At 67.4% G+C, this 18,252-nt stretch carries 19 protein-coding genes; 9 read left to right on the top strand and 10 right to left on the bottom strand.

What is annotated here, in order from left to right; all coding sequences use genetic code 11:
• The first annotated feature begins 331 nt into the window (after window positions 1-331).
• Complete coding sequence (locus tag O3I_RS36565; RefSeq protein ID WP_141691912.1) at window positions 332-595, top strand: hypothetical protein; 264 nt, start codon at window positions 332-334, stop codon at window positions 593-595.
• A 469-nt stretch (window positions 596-1,064) separates the two neighbouring features.
• Window positions 1,065-1,643 carry a TIGR03086 family metal-binding protein gene (locus O3I_RS36560; RefSeq protein ID WP_014988081.1) on the top strand — a complete coding sequence of 193 codons (579 nt, stop codon included), beginning with the start codon at window positions 1,065-1,067 and terminating at the stop codon, window positions 1,641-1,643.
• A 12-nt stretch (window positions 1,644-1,655) separates the two neighbouring features.
• Here the strand turns inward: O3I_RS36560 and O3I_RS46900 are convergent, their stop codons facing one another.
• Window positions 1,656-1,784 (bottom strand): hypothetical protein, encoded by a 129-nt coding sequence (locus O3I_RS46900; protein ID WP_267466991.1) that lies wholly within the window; start codon window positions 1,782-1,784, stop codon window positions 1,656-1,658.
• A 210-nt stretch (window positions 1,785-1,994) separates the two neighbouring features.
• Window positions 1,995-2,576 carry a GyrI-like domain-containing protein gene (locus tag O3I_RS36550; RefSeq protein WP_014988079.1) on the bottom strand — a complete coding sequence of 194 codons (582 nt, stop codon included), beginning with the start codon at window positions 2,574-2,576 and terminating at the stop codon, window positions 1,995-1,997.
• A gap of 104 nt (window positions 2,577-2,680) precedes the next feature.
• On the opposite strand from O3I_RS36550, the gene O3I_RS36545 reads away from it, so the two are divergent.
• Entirely contained in the window at window positions 2,681-3,583 is a 903-nt protein-coding gene (locus O3I_RS36545) for a serine hydrolase (protein WP_014988078.1), read from the top strand.
• Here the strand turns inward: O3I_RS36545 and O3I_RS36540 are convergent.
• Complete coding sequence (locus tag O3I_RS36540; RefSeq protein WP_014988077.1) at window positions 3,535-4,485, bottom strand: LysR substrate-binding domain-containing protein; 951 nt, start codon at window positions 4,483-4,485, stop codon at window positions 3,535-3,537. The two genes, O3I_RS36545 and O3I_RS36540, sit on opposite strands and share 49 nt — an antisense overlap.
• 83 nt (window positions 4,486-4,568) lie before the next feature.
• Between O3I_RS36540 and O3I_RS36535 the strand changes: the two genes are divergently transcribed.
• Complete coding sequence (locus O3I_RS36535) at window positions 4,569-5,549, top strand: MBL fold metallo-hydrolase (protein ID WP_041563101.1); 981 nt, start codon at window positions 4,569-4,571, stop codon at window positions 5,547-5,549.
• 11 nt (window positions 5,550-5,560) lie between these two features.
• Here the strand turns inward: O3I_RS36535 and O3I_RS36530 are convergent, their stop codons facing one another.
• From O3I_RS36530 to O3I_RS36520, 3 genes are all read right to left on the bottom strand, one after another.
• Window positions 5,561-5,815, bottom strand: a complete 255-nt coding sequence (locus tag O3I_RS36530) for a hypothetical protein (protein WP_014988075.1) — start codon at window positions 5,813-5,815, stop codon at window positions 5,561-5,563.
• A gap of 202 nt (window positions 5,816-6,017) precedes the next feature.
• Window positions 6,018-6,374: a darcynin family protein gene (locus O3I_RS36525; protein ID WP_014988074.1), complete on the bottom strand. Its 357-nt coding sequence runs from the start codon at window positions 6,372-6,374 to the stop codon at window positions 6,018-6,020.
• Window positions 6,375-6,512: 138 nt separating this feature from the next.
• On the bottom strand, window positions 6,513-7,355 hold the full coding sequence (locus tag O3I_RS36520; protein ID WP_014988073.1) for an NAD(P)H-binding protein: 843 nt from the start codon (window positions 7,353-7,355) through the stop codon (window positions 6,513-6,515).
• A 142-nt stretch (window positions 7,356-7,497) separates the two neighbouring features.
• On the opposite strand from O3I_RS36520, the gene O3I_RS36515 reads away from it, so the two are divergent.
• Window positions 7,498-7,938, top strand: coding sequence for a MarR family winged helix-turn-helix transcriptional regulator (locus O3I_RS36515; protein WP_041563099.1), 441 nt, complete (start codon window positions 7,498-7,500; stop codon window positions 7,936-7,938).
• A 167-nt stretch (window positions 7,939-8,105) separates the two neighbouring features.
• Here the strand turns inward: O3I_RS36515 and O3I_RS36510 are convergent, their stop codons facing one another.
• Window positions 8,106-9,227, bottom strand: a complete 1,122-nt coding sequence (locus O3I_RS36510; RefSeq protein ID WP_141691913.1) for a Fic family protein — start codon at window positions 9,225-9,227, stop codon at window positions 8,106-8,108.
• Between the two features lie 230 nt (window positions 9,228-9,457).
• Between O3I_RS36510 and O3I_RS36505 the strand changes: the two genes are divergently transcribed.
• Window positions 9,458-11,497: a thioredoxin domain-containing protein gene (locus O3I_RS36505; protein ID WP_041563098.1), complete on the top strand. Its 2,040-nt coding sequence runs from the start codon at window positions 9,458-9,460 to the stop codon at window positions 11,495-11,497.
• Window positions 11,498-11,781: 284 nt separating this feature from the next.
• On the opposite strand, the gene O3I_RS36500 is transcribed toward O3I_RS36505, so the two are convergent.
• Window positions 11,782-13,428: an adenylate/guanylate cyclase domain-containing protein gene (locus O3I_RS36500; protein WP_014988069.1), complete on the bottom strand. Its 1,647-nt coding sequence runs from the start codon at window positions 13,426-13,428 to the stop codon at window positions 11,782-11,784.
• Window positions 13,429-13,526: 98 nt separating this feature from the next.
• A complete protein-coding gene (trhA, locus tag O3I_RS36495; protein WP_051067078.1) occupies window positions 13,527-14,150 on the bottom strand; it encodes a PAQR family membrane homeostasis protein TrhA in 624 nt (207 codons plus the stop codon).
• 200 nt (window positions 14,151-14,350) lie between these two features.
• Between trhA and O3I_RS36490 the strand changes: the two genes are divergently transcribed.
• Together O3I_RS36490 and O3I_RS36485 are read left to right on the top strand one after the other, a co-directional pair.
• Window positions 14,351-15,139, top strand: a complete 789-nt coding sequence (locus O3I_RS36490) for an isoprenyl transferase (protein ID WP_014988067.1) — start codon at window positions 14,351-14,353, stop codon at window positions 15,137-15,139.
• A gap of 40 nt (window positions 15,140-15,179) precedes the next feature.
• Complete coding sequence (locus O3I_RS36485) at window positions 15,180-15,776, top strand: hypothetical protein (protein WP_014988066.1); 597 nt, start codon at window positions 15,180-15,182, stop codon at window positions 15,774-15,776.
• Window positions 15,777-15,782: 6 nt separating this feature from the next.
• Here the strand turns inward: O3I_RS36485 and coaA are convergent, their stop codons facing one another.
• Window positions 15,783-16,715, bottom strand: a complete 933-nt coding sequence (coaA, locus tag O3I_RS36480; protein ID WP_014988065.1) for a type I pantothenate kinase — start codon at window positions 16,713-16,715, stop codon at window positions 15,783-15,785.
• Between the two features lie 193 nt (window positions 16,716-16,908).
• Here coaA and O3I_RS36475 point away from each other — a divergent pair, with 193 nt between their 5' ends.
• Entirely contained in the window at window positions 16,909-18,105 is a 1,197-nt protein-coding gene (locus tag O3I_RS36475; protein WP_014988064.1) for a hypothetical protein, read from the top strand.
• Window positions 18,106-18,252 lie beyond the last annotated feature (147 nt).

Here is an 18,252-nt window from a genome sequence, read left to right as displayed (position 1 = left end):
GCGAGCCCGCCGGGCGGGGTGTCGCGACGGCGCCTGCGCCGGTTCGGGTTCTAGACGATCGCACGGCCGACCTTCCTGATAGCACACCGGTACTGCGCTGCACCGACGTGAGTTTACCCACCGGTGCGGATCGCGAATGCGCTGTGGAAAACCGGTTCGCCGCAGGCCATACCTGATATGTGAGCTGTGTCACACCATCGTGGAGATCCCGGCTGGGTATTCACCGCCGTCGTCGTGATCGAAATGGTAAGTGGGGGAAGGAAAATGACGGATACACTGGCCCGGCGTGCGATCCGCGCCGCGTCCGTTCGAGGCCATGGGGGTGGCGACTATGAGTACCGCAGTGGCGCCGATCTGCTTGTGCGTGGTCGGCGGCGCCGACGGGTATCAGGCCTCGGCCGAGGGCCGGGGGTTCGTCGGGTTCCTCAGCTTCACCGGGCCGGGGATCGACCGCGACCTCTCCTCGTCGGCGACCGAGGCGGATCCGAGTTGGATCGTGCACGGGATCGGGCGCGGCCGGGTGTGCGTCGTGGCATATCAAAAGGATGGGCGCCGCTTCAATCACATTGCCGTGGAGTGCTGGAACGTCGATTGACCGTACGGTCGAATCTGCCCGGTGCCGAAACCTTTTACTATTCCTTGACTTTTCGACGCGGCGCTGGCGGAAATCGGCTGTCGATCCGGAGAACTGGCAATGTGTGGTGTGTGGCATCGACATGAATTGAATCGCGGTAGCAGGTTTCGATAACTGCGCGGCGGGGTATGAAATCTCGTCGGCCCGCGTGGCGGCGTTTGGTGCCGCCGCTCGGGGCCGCGTAGCGCACTCTACGGTGGTAACAGTAGGGGCTCAACAGTTTTCAGATATGGCAAAGCACGTTGCGTGTGCACCTGTGGCATTGCACACTGTAGCGAGTTGTATTCGGCGCGCACATCGCTTTTCCCGTCGGCCATCGAGAAGCACACTGCTGGCAACCTATTCAGGCGAGAGCAGCTTTCGTAACGGCCTCCGCATTTTGCCCGCCTGTGTTACCAATTCAGCCAGACCGCTCGACCGAAGGAAGCTCATGGACAACGTGATCGGACAGATCGACCGTGCACTCGAGGCGACGAGCGTCATCGTCGCCGCCTTGGACGACAGCGCTCTGGCCGCGCCGACACCGTGTCGGGAATGGGACGTGCGCACCGTGTTGAATCACATGGTGGGCGGTATGCACGTCTATGCGGCGGCGCTGAGCGGCACGGATTCGGGCGCCGATCATGAATCCGATTGGCTCGGCGGGGATCCGCAGGGCGCCTACGCCGCGGCCGCGGAGGTGGACCGCGCGGCCTGGCACCGGCCCGACGCGCTCGACTACAAGGTGCGCACGCCGTTGGGCACCGTGCCGGCCTCGACGGCGGCGCTGGTGCATCTCACCGAACTCGTGGTGCACGGGGTGGACATCGCGGTCGCCATCGATCGGTCCGACCTCGCCGATGACGAACTCTGCGGCGAACTCCTCGCCATCATGCAGAGCCGGGGCGGCATCGACAAGTTCCGGGTGCCCGGGGTCTTCGGCGCCGAGGTCGCGGTCGAGGACGGGGCGTCCGCGCATCGCAGGCTGCTCGGCTACGTCGGCCGAGAGGTGCTGGCGCGGACGCCCTAGACCGGCGAGCGGCTACCGCATCCGCACCACGGTCGACGCGGCGAGCAACAACAGTTCGCGGGACGCCTCGCGCTGGTAGGTGAGGCGGCCGCCGTGGTTGCGGTGCAGTGCGTGATGTTCGGCGTGGGTGTCCGAGGTCACGGCACCGATATTCCGGGCTGCGTCGTCGTTCGGACGTGTGCTGCTGAATATGCGCATGGCAATTCTGCCCTTTCCGGCGGAGAAGCAGGGTGGACTGATTTCACTCGCGCCCAGGGTATTTCGGGCACGCAAAAGGCGAACGTCGATCAATCGTTGCCCGTGCGCTGGGCGCTCTGCGCACTGTATCCGGACGAATTCGACCGGCGCATCCTATTTTTCGGCCTGCGCGTCCCGGCGCGGGATCGGCCGGACCGGGTGGCGCAGGATGGTCCTGGTCTTCGCGCCGGTCGAGCGGCGCGGATCGGTGAGATAGATCTCATGATGGCGGCCGTTCATCGTGAGCCCTTCGTTCTGCATGAACGCTTCCATGCGCGCCAAGGTCTCCGGTTCGGTCGCGTACGGGCCCATGTGCAATGCCTGAATGGCGTCGCCTTCACTGAATTGTTCGAACGTCGCACCGGTTATCAGCTCCGCGGTGACGAACTCCGGCATGCGAATCATCAGCTGCCAATGCCATTGTTCGCGCGGCACCGTCAAGGGGGGTTCATCGGATTCGACCCACCAGAGTCCCTCCAGTTTCGGCACCACGAAGTCCTGGTCGGCGGACTTGGCGACCTTCTTGGCGCCGTACGCGGCGCGGTAGAGCGTTTCGAGCGCGGCGGTGTACTCCGGGCCCTCCGGCGCACCTGAACCGGTGACGGTCACGTACCCGTAGCTGCCGAAGGTGCGCCGGACCGGATCGATCGGGGCACTGTAGTAGTGCTTGTCGGTCTTGGCCAGGTCGATCTTCATCGGGGTCCTCCAGTCGGGTACGCGAACGAAAGGCCAGCCTCGGTGTTCCAGTGACTGGAGAGTCAAGCACGGCGGTGGCGGCGCGGTATGGCAGCTTGGCAGGCGTGCGGGAGATCTTTCGGAATGCGGGCGCGCAGGGGTGGGTACACGCTCGGTGTTTCGGGTGTGCGGGCGCGAACGGGCTCGACGCCGACGAGCCGGTGGTACTCGCCTCGGTGGTGAAGGTGCCGCTGGTGCTGGAGTTCGCCCGGCAGGTCGCGGCGGGTCAGCTCGACCCCGCCGATCGGGTGCGGGCGCGCGCGGCGGATCGGCTCGGCGGGGTAGGCACGGCAGGCTGTTTCGACGATGTCGAACTGAGCCTGCGCGATGCCGCCTTCTTCGCCCTGACGCTGAGCGACAACACCGCCGCCGATCTGCTCTTCGATCGGGTCGGACTGGACAACGTGCGTTCGCTGGTCCGGGAACTCGGCTTGACCGAGACCCGAATTGCCGGTGCGCCACGGGATATCGTGCAAAGCATGGCCGACGATATCGGCGCGCGGGACGCGGCCGAGTTCGCCGCGCGGTTTTCCACCCTCGGCGCCGCGGCGGTGCTGGGCAGCCGGGCCCTCGATCCCCGGCGGACCACGGCGAGCACGCCGCGGGAGATGACCCGCCTGCTCACCCTGATCGGTCAGGACCTCGCCGGCCCGGCGCAGGCCTGCCAATGGGTACGAGATGTCATGCGCGAACAGGTGAATTGGCATCGGCTCGCCGCGGCGTTCCCGCCCGAGGCGCAGATCTGGGCCAAGACCGGCACGCTGCCCGGGGTGCGCAACGAGATCGGCGTGATCGAGTACCCCGACGGAAGCCGTTATGCCGTGGCGGTATTCACCAGAACCGAGTCTCTGGCCCAGCGGCTGCCCGAGGTGGATCGCGCGATCGGCGCAGCGGCGGTGGCGGCGATCGATGGCATCGTTCACGGCCTGCCGTACACCACATCCCACGGACGCTGCGGCGGATCCTGAGCGCCTGCGGGCCGAGAAGCGCCGTCGCCCTGCACGACTCGCACCACAAGCTCGGCGAGTTCGGGCACCAGCGGATGCGGCGCGGCGGCCGGCCAGGCCAGCGACAGTCGCCAGCTCAGCGTGCCCGGCGGGAGCGGCCGCCACACCACCCGCGGTTCCTTCTGCGCGATCATGCCCTGGTCGAACGCCACGCCACGGCCGGAAAGCACCATGCCGAGCACGAATTCGGGATTGCGAGCGTGCTGCACCCCGGCCGGCCGGAAGCCGTGCTCCCAGCAGGTGCGTAACGTCGTGTCGTAGAGTCCGGGCGCCGCCGCCCTGGGAAAGATCACCAGGCCGAGGCCCGCGAGATCGGCCAGGGTGAGCGAAGAGCGCACGGCCAGCGGCGAATCGCGGGGGAGCACCACGCCGAGCGGAGTGTCCACGGCGGGGCCGAGTTCGAGCCCGATCGCGTCCACCGGATGTTGCAGCAGGCCCGCGTCGAGCTGCCGGTCGCCGAGCAGGCGGACCTGCTCCGCGGTGGTGTGCTCTTGCAGATCGACTCGTACGTCGTGACTTTCGAACGTGGTGAGCAGCGCGGCGAGCACGCGCCCGGCCAGTTCGGGCGGCACCCCGACGCGGATCGCGTCCATCTCGCCGCGATGCGCCTTGCCGACCAGCGCGGTGGTCCGCTCCCAGCGGGCCAGCAGGTCCCGCGATTCCGCGAGCAGGATCTGACCGGCCTCGGTGAGCTCGACGCGGCGGCTGTCCCGGTCGAACAGCCGTGCGCCGAGGTCGTTTTCGAGCTTGCGGATGCGTTGACTCAGCGGCGGCTGGGCGATGCCGAGGCGCTCGGCGGCCCGGCCGAAATGTAATTCTTCGGCCACGGCGAGGAAATAGCGCAGCTGGCGCAGGGGGTCCACGCTGCGACGATATCGCTTTCGATATCGCCGGGCCGGGCGCGCGGTCTTGGACAGCGGGATCGGGCGTGTGCTGTGGTACCGGCATGACAGGTTTCGGACGGCGAGAATTCTTCGGGGTGACGGCGGGCGCGGCGGTGCTCGCCGGCGTAGTGGCATGTGGGGGAACGGAATCCGCGCAGCCGACGCCGGCGTCCGGTGCTTCGGGCTCAGGCCCGGTGACACTGCGGTGGTGGGGGAACAACGGATGGGAGATCCGGCTGCCCGGCGGCAAGACGGTGCTGATCGATCCGTGGCTGACCAGGTTTCATACCGGAACCTATACCGAAGCGGGCGCCGACCCGGATACTCCGATCGCCGTCGATACCGCCCTGATCGACCGTTACGTGGACAGCGGTGAGCTGCGCGCCGACCACATCCTGGTCACCCACGGGCATTACGACCACCTCACCGACGTGCCCTATCTGGCGAGGAGGACCGGCGCGACCGTGCTCGGCACCGAGACCCATCTCAACCTGATGGCCGCGCTCGGCGCGCCGGAAGACCAGCTCGCCATCGCCACCGGTGGCGAGTACCTGCGCTTCGACGGCTACACCATCCGGGTGCTGCGGTCGCTGCATTCCGCGTCCGGTGCCAGGGCCGAAGTGGCGTTCGCGGGCACTCGTCCCGGTTTCGGCGCGGGAAAACTACCGGAGCCCAGAGTGATTCGCGATCTGGTCGAAGGCGGCACGCTCGCCTACGAGGTGGCCGGCGGCGGCGTGCGCGTCCTGAACTTCGGCGGCTCCAACTACATCGAATCCGAATTGTCGGGCCTGCGCCCCGACGTCCTGCTGCTCCCCGCGGGCGGCGGCAAGATCACCGACTACGTCGCCCGCCTCCTCCAGGTCACCGGCCATCCCCGCTACGTTCTGCCCACGCACTGGGACGATTTCGACCATCCGCTCACCGCACCGGCCCGCGACTGGGGCGGTCTCGACTCCCTCCGCAAAGCGGTCGCCCAAGCCGGCCCCGGCAGCAAGTTCGTCCAGATAGACCACCTCCAGACCTTCACCGTGCCGCAGGTATGACGGGGCCGCGATCACTCGGTGCTGCGCCGCAGATCGCGGACGCTCACCGCGATCACCGCTCGGGCCAGGGCGCGTAGATCGTCGGCGATGGCATCCGGTTCGACCGCGCCTTCGAACCCTTCCAGGATCGCGCCGTCCGGCCAGCGCACCTCGTATCGGTACCAGCACCACCGTTCACTCGGGTGATAGGGCAGGTCGAGTTCCAGTCGCACGGCTATTTCCTTCAGCGCCGCCGACACTTCCGCGGCCCAACCCGCGTTCGCCACCTGCCACCACACCGGACTTTGTCGATCGCCCTCGAAGATCTCGACCCGATACGTAAACAGACTGCCCCCTCACCGAACGCGGTCAACTCGAACACCCTGCCAGACCGCGTCCCGAGCTACCGCGAAACCGGGGTCGAGCACAGCAAATTCGTTCGTACGCACTACTGTCCTACCCCCTGCGTCGACCGGATGGCCGTCCTGACTATGTGCTGACGGTGGCGAAGGTTTCGAGGTCGTAGTTCTTGGCGTACCCGTTCTCGACCCCTACCAGGAGGTCGACGATCTCGAAATATCGGTCCCAGAAGGGGGTTTCGCGGAGGGCCTCGATCAGGAGTTGGTAGGACTCGTGGTCGTCGGCCTCCCACATCCAGACGTCGGTGACGCGGGTGGAGTAGAACTCGGTGTCGAAGAAGCGGGAGCGGACGCCCTTCGTCCTTTCGTTGATGGCGGGCAGGACTTCGGTTTCGAAGGCGGTGACCCGTTGCGGAACGGTCAGCGCCAGCCACTCCGGGGTGGTCTTCACCAGCATGAACGCGGTGACGGCGGCGGTTGTACTCATGGGAATTCCCTTCTGTTGCCGCCCGATTCGGGAGTCGTCGGGTGGGCGGACAGTGACATGACCATGAGGCTAGGAATCCGACAGCACTGCGTGCCACGCAAGTTATGTAAGTCCGTTTTGCATCTCGCGCAAGCAGCTTCAACGGCGGAAAGCGGCGGCATGCTCGGCGGCCCAGGCCGAAAAGCCGAGGGCCGGGCGGCCGAGCAGTTCTTCGACGGTGTCGGTGGTGGGACCGGGGACGCGGGTGTAGTCCGCGAGCGAACCGAGCAGCCGGGCGGGGATGTCCTCGGGTAGACCCTGTGCGGTCATCGCGGCACGCACCTGTTCCGGCGGCAGTTCGAGGAACGACAGGTCGCGGCCGATGGCGTCGCCGAGCAGGCGGACTTTGTCGTACTGGGTCAACGATTGTGGACCGGTCAGCACGTAGTGGCGACCGGCGTGGTCCTCGCTCGTCAACGCGCGGACGGCGACCGCGGCGATATCGCGTTCGTGGATCGGCGAAGTGGCGGCCTTGCCGTAGGCGCCGCGCACCACGTCCCCGCCGTGCAGCTGCGGTATCCAAGCGAACGTGTTGGCGTCGAAATCGGAGCAGCGCAAGGAAGTCCACGCCAGACCCGAGGCTGCGGCGGCCGCCTCCAGCGCGCGGAATCCGGCGATGAATCGGGGTTCGCCGGCGGGGTATTCGACCGTGGCCGCCGAGACGACCACCACCCGGCGGGCGCCGTACTCGGCTGCGGTGGAAAGGATTTCGGGCGCGGTGGCGACGACCGCGCGCGAGCTGAGCAGCACCGCCTCGACGCCGCTCCACGCATCGCGGGGTATGACCGGCACCGACGGATCACCCTGCACCACAGTGATTTCCGGTGGTAGCTGCGCGGCGGTGGCGTCGCGGGTGACGGCGGTGACTTTCGCGCCGGACTCGTGCAGTTGGGTGACTACTTCCCGGCCCACCATTCCGGTGGCGCCGATGACGACGATCATGATCGACCTTCTTCGTTCCTGGTCGGCCGCTGCCGCGGCCTCCAACGGATGTCGTAAAATATGAAAGTCATATTATTTGATATGAGCTGGAGATGATATGAGTTCCGTAGTAAATGGTGGTGATCCTCGTCACCGCCGTCGGGTGACGACCAGGATCAAGGGCTCGTTGCGCGCGGTGCGCAGCCAGCTGGCCCTGCTCAACCGGCAGGTCGGGGCCCGTCTGGAACTCAAGGACATCGACTTCGACTGCCTGGACCTGATCAACGGTCACGGCCCGCTGAGCCCCAGCGCGCTCGCGAAACACGCCGGCGTGCACCCTGCCACGCTCACCGGCGTCCTGGACCGACTGGAACGAGCGGGCTGGATCGTGCGCGAACGCGCCAGCGACGACCGCCGCGCCGTCGTGGTCCGCTCCCTCCCCGACCGGCTCGGCGAGATGTACGACCTGCTGTCCGGAATGAACACCGCCGTAGACGAACTCTGCGCCGACTACACCCCGGAGCAGCTCGAACTCCTGGCCGGATTCCTCGACCGCGTCACCGCCGCCGGACGCACCGCCACCGAAGGGCTCGTCAAGAATTGACGCGCAGCTCTCGACCGGCTGGGTCCGGAACAACCACCGCAGCCGGTCTTGCCCGCGACGGGCGGATACGGGCCGTGGATCGTGCGACGATGCCGTCCTCGCCGGTTGGACACGGAGAGTGTGGCCCGTAGTTCGTATCGACGACCCAGAGCAAGTCGTCGACATGATCACAGTGGGCGAGCCGCGTCGGCGATCCGGACGCCGAGGTCGTCGAGTTCGTCGAGGACTGCGCCGGCGCCCCAGATCTGGCTGCGTTTCCGGTCGGTGAGGGGCCGTAGTACGCCGGCTTCGGCCAGGCGGTCGATCGCCGCGAAAACACTGCTGCGAGAAGCGTTTGTCAGGGCTTCCGCCTCCTCGGCGGACAGGATCGGGTGGGCAGGTAGCTGTTCGAGTAACGCGGCGGCGGCGCTGCCGGCGCGCACGCCGCCGAGCAGCTCGCGCCACTCGCGCGGGATCTCGTCGCGCAGCCGCTCGGCTGTCGTTCGCGACTGCGCCGCCGCTATCGCCGCACATCGCGCGAAATCCGAGATGAGCGGCCGCACATCACCTGTCCGGTAGAGCGTGAGCAGCTCGAAGTAGCGGTCGCGCCGGGCTACTAGTGCCGACGCGAGCGGAACCACCACCAGTGTGGTTACGCCACGCAACCGCAACACACTGTTGATGAGCGCCCGCCCGATCCGGCCGTTGCCGTCGGTGAACGGATGAATGGACTCGAACTGCGCGTGCGCGACCGCCGCTTGCGCGAGCGCCGACAGATCGCTCCGGTTGACGAACGTCTCTAGATCGGCCATGTAATCGGCCACGGTGTCCGGTGGTGGCGGAATGTAGAGCGAACCACGCGGCGAATGGTCGCTGCCACCAATCCAGTTCTGCATGTCCCTGAAGCGCCCTGCATGCCTGTGTTCGTACTTGTCGTCGGCCATGAGAATGCGGTGCGCGGCAAGGAAATTCGGTATGGTGACCCGGCGCTCTCGGGAGGCGGAGCCAATCAGCGCGTCCAGCGCATCTGTTGCGGCGGCCATCGCCACCGCCGAAGGGTTGCTCCGAATGCCGTGTAGCGCGCGAGCGTAGTCGTCGAGATCCGCGTCGATGGCTTCGATCTTCGACGACGCTACCGACTCGGTGCGCAGTAGCAGCAACCCCAACGCCTCGAGTTGGCCCCCGTGCGCCGCGTCCAACACCGCGATCTCCCGAACCGCCGCCTCCAATTCGGTCGACAGCGCAGCATCGATGTCGACTGCCTGTGTGGCGATCCTTGGTGGCAGGGACACCTCGATCTCCCGCAGCATTCGATCGTCCCGGGTGCCGCCGCGATGCGTCTGCTGCCACGCTCGCCGCTCGCGGGCGTGCGCGGGCCACTTTGTCGACACAGACGCCTCCTAACCCGGAAGAACCACGACCTTAGTCCGATTTAATCTCATAACTCGGACTAACGCAACGATAAATCCGAGTTGACCCCGGACGTGAGAGACGAGCAAGGACCGGGTTTGCGTGCACCTCGGTATGGCAGGCTGGAAGCGTGAACCAATTGGCCGCTGCAACATCTCCCTACCTGCGTCAGCATGCCGACAATCCAGTTGATTGGCGGGAATGGGATGCGGCGGCGCTGGCAGAGGCGCGGGAGCGGGATGTGCCGATCCTGTTGTCGGTGGGGTACGCGAGCTGTCACTGGTGTCATGTGATGGCGCACGAGTCGTTCGAGGATGCGGCGACGGCGGAGTTGATGAACGACAACTTCGTGTGCGTGAAGGTGGATCGGGAGGAGCGGCCCGATCTGGATGCGGTGTACATGAATGCGACGGTCGCGATGACCGGGCAGGGCGGGTGGCCGATGACGTGCTTCCTGACTCCGGCGGGGGAGCCGTTCTACTGCGGGACGTACTACCCGAAGGTGCCGCGCGGCGGGATGCCGTCGTTCACGCAGTTGCTCACCGCGATCACGGATACCTGGCAGCACCGGCGCGATGAGGTCGATCAAGCTTCGGCGCAGGTGACCGAGGCGTTGCAGGCGCAAGCCGCGGGACTGCCGGATTCGGAGTTCACGATCGTGCCGGAACTGCTCGACCATGCGGTGGCGGCGGCGCTGCGGGACGAGGACCCGAAGAACGGCGGATTCGGTGGGGCGCCGAAGTTTCCGCCGTCGGCGCTGCTGGAAGGACTGCTGCGCAGCTGGGAGCGAACGGGCGACCCGGCGGTGCACGCGGTGGTCGTTCGTACCGCAGACGCGATGGCGCGGGGCGGCATCTACGACCAGCTGCGTGGTGGGTTCGCCAGGTATTCGGTCGATGCCGCCTGGGTGATCCCGCATTTCGAGAAGATGCTGTACGACAATGCGCAATTACTGCGTGCCTACGCGCATTTGGCGCGCCGGGAGCCGCCGGAATCACTGGCGCACCGGGTCACCCGGGAGACGGTCCAGTTCCTGCTCGACGATCTCGGCACCGAGCACGGGGGTTTCGCCTCCGCGCTGGACGCGGACACGCACGTGGAACCTGGAAAGCCCGGCGTGGAGGGTGCCACCTATGTCTGGACGCCCGCCGAACTGATCGGCGAACTCGGCCCCGACGACGGTGCTTGGGCCGCCGCCTTTTTCGGAGTGTCCACGGCGGGGAACTTCGAGCAGGGCACCTCGGTGCTCACCCGCTACACCGAACCCGAAGCGGCGGAACACGATCGGCTCGACCGGGTCCGCGCGACCCTGCGCAAGGTCCGCAACGGACGCCCGCAGCCGGACCGCGACGACAAGGTGGTCACCGCGTGGAACGGCATGGCGATCACGGCACTGGCCGAAGCGGGTGCCGCGTTCGGCGCGGGCGAATGGGTGGCGGCCGCCGCTCGCTGCGCCCGATTCCTGTTGTCCGAGCACGTGATAGACGGACGGGTGCGCCGAGCGTCGTTGCACGGTGTGGCGGGTGCGTCGCCCGGCGTGCTCGAGGATTACGCGTGGTTGGTGACCGGCCTGCTCGCGTTGCATCAGGCCACCGGCGAGCTGGAGTGGCTCCGGCACGCGCAACGCTTGCTGGACACCGCGATTCAGCATTTCGCCGATCCCGCGACCCCGGGCAGCTGGTTCGATACCGCCGACGATGCGGAAACCCTGGTCACCCGCCCGCGTGACCCGATCGACGGCGCGACCCCGGCCGGCGCTTCGTCGCTCGCCGAAGCCCTGCTCACGGCCGCCGCCACCAGCGAACCCGACCTGGCCATCCCGTACCGCGAACTGGCCGAGCAGACGCTGCAGCGCGGCGCGGTCGTGCTGGCGCGCGCCCCCCGCTCGGCAGGACAATGGCTCACGGTCGCCGAGGCCGCGCTCCAAGGCCCCCTGCAAGTCGCCATCGCCGCCGAATCACCCAGCGCTCCAAAGGAATTACTGGCCGCCGCGCGCGCCGCGGCCCCGGGCGGAGCAATCATCCTCGCCGCCGCCCCGGACGCGGTCCCACTCCTCGCCGACCGCTCTCTCCTCAACGGCGAACCCGCCGCCTACGTATGCCGCGGCTCGGTCTGCGACCTCCCGGTAGGCACCGCAGACGAACTACGCGCCGCTCTCCACCTGAAGTAGCGGTCGGGGCGCGCGTTCGTTGTCCGCGCGGTCATAAGCGAGTGTCTCGGTGGCGGCCGAGACGACGAGTTGAGCGGTGCGATTCGCGCGTAGTCGGTGTCTTGATACTCGATCAGCACACGCCGGCAGCGGTGCCGGTAGGGATTTTGCGCATCCGGCCGCCCGCTCGACTACGCGCATCCCGCCGCCCGGCGTGTACTGGACCGTTGATCACCAGGTAATGGGTGGTGTTGCGCTCTCGGCCGATGCCCTGGTGATCGGCTGACCCACTCGAACCCGCCGGGTCACTCGGGTTCGGCTGTGGCGGTGCGGGCTTCGGCTGCGGGGCTGCGCTTGATGAGCGGGTCGGCGATGGTGCTGCCGTCGATCACGGGTTCGGCGCTGCCGCCGGTGGCGACCGGGCTCGGGCGGGTGCCGGTGCGCCGGTCGTTGTCGGTCCAGCAGGCGGTCGGGGTGTGCATACCGCGCAGCAGGATTGTTTCGTAGTGCACCCATTTGGTGCGTTCGTGCGAGGCCGCGGCCGCGATGACCGCGCCGCTCACCAGGATTCGGCGCGGCGCCTCTTTGGCTTCGGTGGTGAGGCGTGCGGCCTCGTTGACCGCATCGCCGATGACGGTGAACTCCAGTCGGGTGTCGGAGCCGACGTTGCCCGCGAAGACCGGTCCGCGCGCCACGCCGATGCCGATATCGAGTTCTCCCGCGGCGAGTACCTCGTCCCGGATCCGGCGGGCGGCGCGCAGCGCGGGGGTCGCGTTGTCGCGCAGCTCGATCGGGGCGCCGAAGATACACAGCGCCGCATCACCTTCGAACTTGTTGACCAGTCCGTTGTTCTCTTCGGTGGCCGCGACCACGGTGGCGAGCAGCCGGTTCAGTTTGGCCACGAACTCTTCCGGGGGCAGTCCGGTGGACAGCTCGACCGAGCCGGTCACGTCGACGAACAGCGCGGTCACCTCGCGCACGTCACCGGTCAGGTCGACACCGCCGGCCAGTGCGCGTTCGGCCACTTCGTTGCCGACATGCCTGCCGAACAGGTCACGCATCCGCTGTCGCTCGGACAGATTCGCGGCGAGTTCGTTGACCGAGTTCTCCAGCCGCCCGATCTCGCTGGTGCTGCCGACCGGAACCCGCACGCCGAGATCGCCTTTGGTGATCCGGTCCAGCGCCCGGCGCAGCGTGCGCATCGGCGAGGCGACGGCGCGGGCCAGAAAGGCGGTGGCGATCGCGCCGACGGTCAGGCCGACGATGGAGAGGTAGATGGCGGTGCGGATGCGGTCGGTCGGGGCGGCGGCCGGGTTGGCCAGCACCACGATCAGCATCAGCAGCGGCAGCGCGCCGGCCACCGCCCAGCTCACCACCACCCGGACCAGCACGCTCGAACTCCAGTGCATGGTCGGCCCGAGCACCGCGGCGACCACCGGAATGGTCGGCCGGATCAACCGGTCCACGATGAGGAAGGTGAGCCCGACCGATTCGGCGCCGCCGAGCGTGAACAGCGCGGCCATCACGGCGGGATCGTTGTCGGGTGCGAGGTTCATCAGCGTGATCGTGGCGACGATCACGCCGGTGATCCACACCGCGAAGGCGCGGGTGGTGATGATGATCGGCAGCCGAAGCACCTGTCGCGCTTCGTCCTCGGTCGGTTTGCGGCCCTGGTCGAGCCAGCCGAAGTGGGACGAGCGGTCGCGCACCGCGAGCGCGACGCCGGCCACGAAACCGACGGTCGGGTAGATGCCCGCCAGGATGACGGATCGGAGCCAGTTGTCGCCGAGCATGCTGAGCGACCCGCTGAGCCACAGCTCGGTGACGATCACCCCGAGACCGCTGAGGTTGGCGGCGATCACCACCGCAGCCAGCCCGGCGCGTGCCGTCAGCGCCCAGATGACCAGCCGCGCGATCATGCCGTGCACCTCGTTTCCGCTCCGCTGTGCCATCGCTGCGCCGCCATTGTCGTTCCGATGTCGCTGCCGACTTTATTGCCGAATCGGTGAAAACCAGGCATTCTGCCGGTGCGCCCGGCTGATTGTGCAGGTCAGCGCAGTACGACCAGCCAGACCGCGATGTAGTGCGTCAGCGCGGCGAGCACCGTCGCGGCGTGGAAGAACTCGTGATGGCCGAAGACGGCCGGCCACGGGTTGGGCCATTTGGTGGCGTAGAGGATCGCGCCGCCGCTGTAGAGCAGGCCGCCGATGAGCAGCAGGATCAGCGGTGCGATACCGATATTGGTGTTCAGCTGGCCCGCGACCGGCACGATCGCCCAGCCGAGCAGCAGGTAGAGCGGCACGCCCACCCAGCGGGGCGCGGTGGGCCACAACAGTTTCAGCGCGACGCCGGCCAGGGCCCCCGCCCACACCACGGCCAGCAGCGTCTGTCCGGTGCGGCCGGGCAGGCCGAGCAGCGCGAACGGTGTGTAGCTGCCCGCGATGAACAGGAAGATCATCGAGTGGTCCGCGCGCTTCATCCGGATCCGGGCCTGCGTGGTGGGCCAGGTGATCCGGTGATAGATCGCGCTGATGCCGAACAAGCCGCAGACGGTCAGTCCGTAGACCAGGGTGGACCAGCCCGCGGTCGCCGAGAGGGTGGCCGCCTTCGCGATCAGCACGATCGCCGCGATGGCCGCGATGCCGACCGCCCAGGTGTGGATCCAGCCGCGCATCCGGGGTTTGATCAGCGCCTCGGCGAGTGCCTCGGGCGCCGATCCCGCGACCACGCCGGAGTCGGTGGCACCGACGGATTCGGACACGAGCTACCTCCTGGTTGAACTCACCGGTAACCTACGGAACCGTAGGTTACCGCCCCTTCGTCACTGTACCGGGATGTGCGGTGGCTGACAGGATCCTGTCCGTGGGGCGTAGGGTGGCCCGCGTGGAGCTTCCGGTTCAGGTGCGGGGTTTGCCGTATCGCATCTACGAGGCCCGGCTGACCAAGCAGCTGGCCGGCAAACAACATCCCCGCCACGTCGCGGTGATGTGCGATGGTAATCGGCGCTGGGCCCGGGAGAACGGTTTCGCCGATGTGAGCCACGGCCACCGCGTCGGCGCGGTGAAGATCGCCGAGCTCGTCGGCTGGTGTCAGGCCGAGGGCATCGAGATGGTCACCGTCTACCTGCTCTCCACCGAGAACCTGCAGCGCGATCCCGATGAGCTCGAGACACTGTTCGAGGTGATCACCGACGTCGTCGAGGAACTGTCGGCGCCGGAACAGAATTGGAGCGTGCGCGTCGTCGGCTCGCTCGACGGATTCCCCGAGCTGATCGCCAAGCGCATCCGCACCGCCGCCGAGCGCACCGAGGACCGCAACGGGGTGCACGTCAACGTGGCCATCGGCTACGGCGGCCGACAGGAGATCACCGACGCGGTGCGCTCGCTGGTCCGCCAGGAGATCGCGGCGGGGGAGACCGGCGAGGATCTGGTGCAGTCGATCACGGTGAACGCGATCGGCCAGCACCTCTACACCTCGGGCCAGCCCGATCCGGATCTGGTCATCCGCACCTCCGGTGAGCAGCGTCTGTCCGGTTTTCTGCTGTGGCAGAGCGCATACTCGGAGATATGGTTCACCGAGGCGTACTGGCCGGAGTTCCGGCGTGTGGACTTCCTGCGGGCGCTGCGCGACTACGCGGCCAGACACCGCAGATTCGGCATCTAGTCGGGCGCGCACGGGCGCTCGCGCCGGTGGGGAGGGCGTCGTGCGCGAGGTAGACAGCCCCAACGGTGCGCCGGTCGCGGCCGCCGGGCCGTACATCGGTTACGAGGAGTTCGGCAGGCGCTTCTTCGAGTACGCCGCCTCCGAGCAGCGTATTCTCGGTGCCTTCGACCAATTGACCGGTGCGGCATTCGATTTCGGCCCGATCGGGGTCGGCCCGGCGAAGCTGGCCAAGGCGAGCGCGCAGGTGCAACTCGGGCAGGCGCAGGTGCGCCGCGAGGTCGAGGACGTGATCTCGTTCCAGCTGAAGATCCCGCTCAGCGTGGACATGCTCATCGATCTGGCCCTGGACCGGCATCGGTTCGAGGTCGACGGCAACATCCATCTGCACCTGACCGTGCGCGCGGCCGAGCCGCTGCGGGTGATCATCGACATCGCGACGCCGCGCTCCAGCGATGTCCGGATCAATGTCGCCACCGACACCATGCGCGGGCAGCTGCTGCGCATCCTCGCCAGCGTCGATCAAGAGATCCGGCGTTTCATCGCGCGCTATATCGCCAAGGAGATCGACAAACCGCACATTGCCGCGGCCCGCGATATCAATGTGGCCAAACGTCTCGACGAGGCGTGGAAATTGTAAGCGGGATCACAATTTACGCAGTCGCAGCCGATTGATGGCGTGGTCGGCGTCCTTGCGCAACACGAGTGTCGCGCGCGGCCGGGTGGGCAGAATGTTCTCCACCAGATTCGGCCGGTTGGTGTTGTTCCAGATCTCCTCCGCGGCGTGCGTCGCCTGGTCGTCGGTGAATCCGGCGTAGTGGTGGAAATGCGCGTTCGGGTTCGCGAACGCGGTCTGGCGCAGGGTGAGAAACCTTTGTACGTACCACTTCTCGATGTCCTCGATGCGGGCGTCGACATAAATCGAGAAGTCGAACAGGTCCGAGACCATCAGCCGCGGACCGGTCTGCAGCACGTTCAGGCCCTCCACGATCAGGATGTCGGGCTGGCGCACACAGTGGAACTTGTCCGGCACGATGTCGTAGGAGATGTGCGAGTACACCGGCGCGCACACCTCGGCCGCACCGGATTTCACCTCGGTGACGAATCGCAGCAGCTTGCGGCGGTCGTAGCTTTCCGGAAAACCCTTGCGGTGCATGATGCCGCGCCGGGTGAGTTCCGCGGTGGGGTAGAGGAATCCGTCGGTGGTGACCAGGTCCACCCGGGGATGGTGATCCCAGCGGGCCAGCAGTGCCTGCAGCACGCGGGCGGTGGTCGATTTGCCGACCGCGACGCTACCGGCGACGCCGATCACGAACGGCACCTGCCGATCGGGATGGGTCTCGCCGAGGAAGGTGGCAGTCGCGGCGAACAAGCGCTGCCGCGCGGCCACCTGGAGGTGGATGAGTCGAGCGAGCGGCAGATAGACCTCGGCTACTTCTTCGAGGTCGATCTGTTCGCCGAGACCGCGCAGGCCCCTCAGTTCTTCCTCGGTGAGCACCAGGGGAGTCGACTTACGCAGAGTTCGCCACTGTTTCCGGTCGAATTCCACATACGGACTCGGCTCGCTCATTCGTGCCACTTACCCGACGCTCCACTTCGGCAAACACGCACACATACCGTGCCGGCTCAGTGAGATTCGGTCTAGCTTTCGCCGCATAGCCGAATTCTGCTCTGCGCCGGTAGCGCCGGAAAAGCGGGGTACCGGTACCGGTTGGTAACCGGGGTGTCATTGTGCCGCGCGCCGCACCCGGCGGAGGGCTAATGTCGGTCGGATGGAAGCGCATCCACTCGTGACCGAGTACCTGCGGCTCGGCTTGGCATTCGACCGTTTGGAAGAGGGGTTCGTCGACGCGTACACCGGCGATCCGGCATTGCGGCGCGCCGTGGCGAACGGTCCCGCACCGGAGCCGCGACAGCTGGCGCAGCGGGCCGCGGCACTGCGCGCCGAGCTGCCCGACGCCGGGCTGACGGCCGAGCGCACCGAGTTCCTGGATGTGCACCTGCGCGCGCTGGAATGCTCCGGGCGTAAGTTCGCCGGCGACGACATCGGTTTCGTCGACGAGGTGCGCGCCTACTTCGACGTCGACATCGCCCCCGCCGACGTCGAGGAGTACCGGGACGCGCACCGGCAGATGGACGAGGTTCTGGTGGGCGACGGCCCGCTCGCCGAACGGGTGGCCGCGCACCGCAAGGCCGACGAGATCCCGCCGGAGCGGCTGTCGGCCTGCGTCGAGGCGTTCTCCGGCGCGCTGCGCGAGTTGGTCCGCGCCCGCTACCCGCTGCCCGACTACGAGCACGTCACGTATGAGGTGGTGGGCGACAAGCCGTGGTCCGGGTTCAACTACTACCTCGGCAATTTCCACTCGCGCGTGGCGATCAACTCCGATCTCAAACAGCACATGACGCACCTGCCGCTGTTGATCGCGCACGAGTCCTACCCCGGCCACCACACCGAGCACTGCCGCAAGGAGGCCGGCCTGGTCGCCGCAGGTCAGGCCGAGCAGACGCTGTTCCTGGTGAACACGCCGCAGTGCCTGATGGCCGAGGGGCTGGCCGACCTGGCGCTGCGCTCCCTGGTCGGGCCCGGCTGGGGCAAGTGGGCGCAGGAGATCTACGCCGACCTCGGCCTGCGCTTCGACGGTGAACGGGCGGAACGTCTTTCGGACGCTTCCGCGAAACTCGTCAGTGTCCGTCAAGACGCGGCGCTGCTGCTGCACGACCGGCATCGCCCCCAGGACGAGGTGGCCGAGTTCTTGCAGACCTGGAGTCTGGTCACCCCCGAGCGCGCCCGGCAATCGCTGCGCTTCCTCTCGTCCCCGCTCTGGCGCGCCTACATCTCCACCTACGTCGAGGGATATCGCCTGCTCGGCGACTGGCTGGATCGAGCGGCCGACGCCGAGGAGCGCTCGGATCGTTTCCGTCGCCTGCTCGACGAGCCGCTCACGCCGGGCGCGATCCGCCGCGGCTGAGGTCGGCCCGCGTACCGGGGCCGAACGCGAATTCGCACCCGCCGCCGGGCAGTGGCAGCGGGTGCGAATCGCGGCAGCGCCGGCTATGCGGCGGCCGTGTGCGTCCTACTGGATGACTCCGCAGTTCACCCCGGCGGAGAGGGTGCA

The organism is Nocardia brasiliensis ATCC 700358 (assembly GCF_000250675.2).
Lineage (GTDB): Bacteria > Actinomycetota > Actinomycetes > Mycobacteriales > Mycobacteriaceae > Nocardia > Nocardia brasiliensis_B.
Note: the sequence above shows the minus strand (reverse complement) of the source record. Positions and strands in the feature narration are given on the sequence as shown.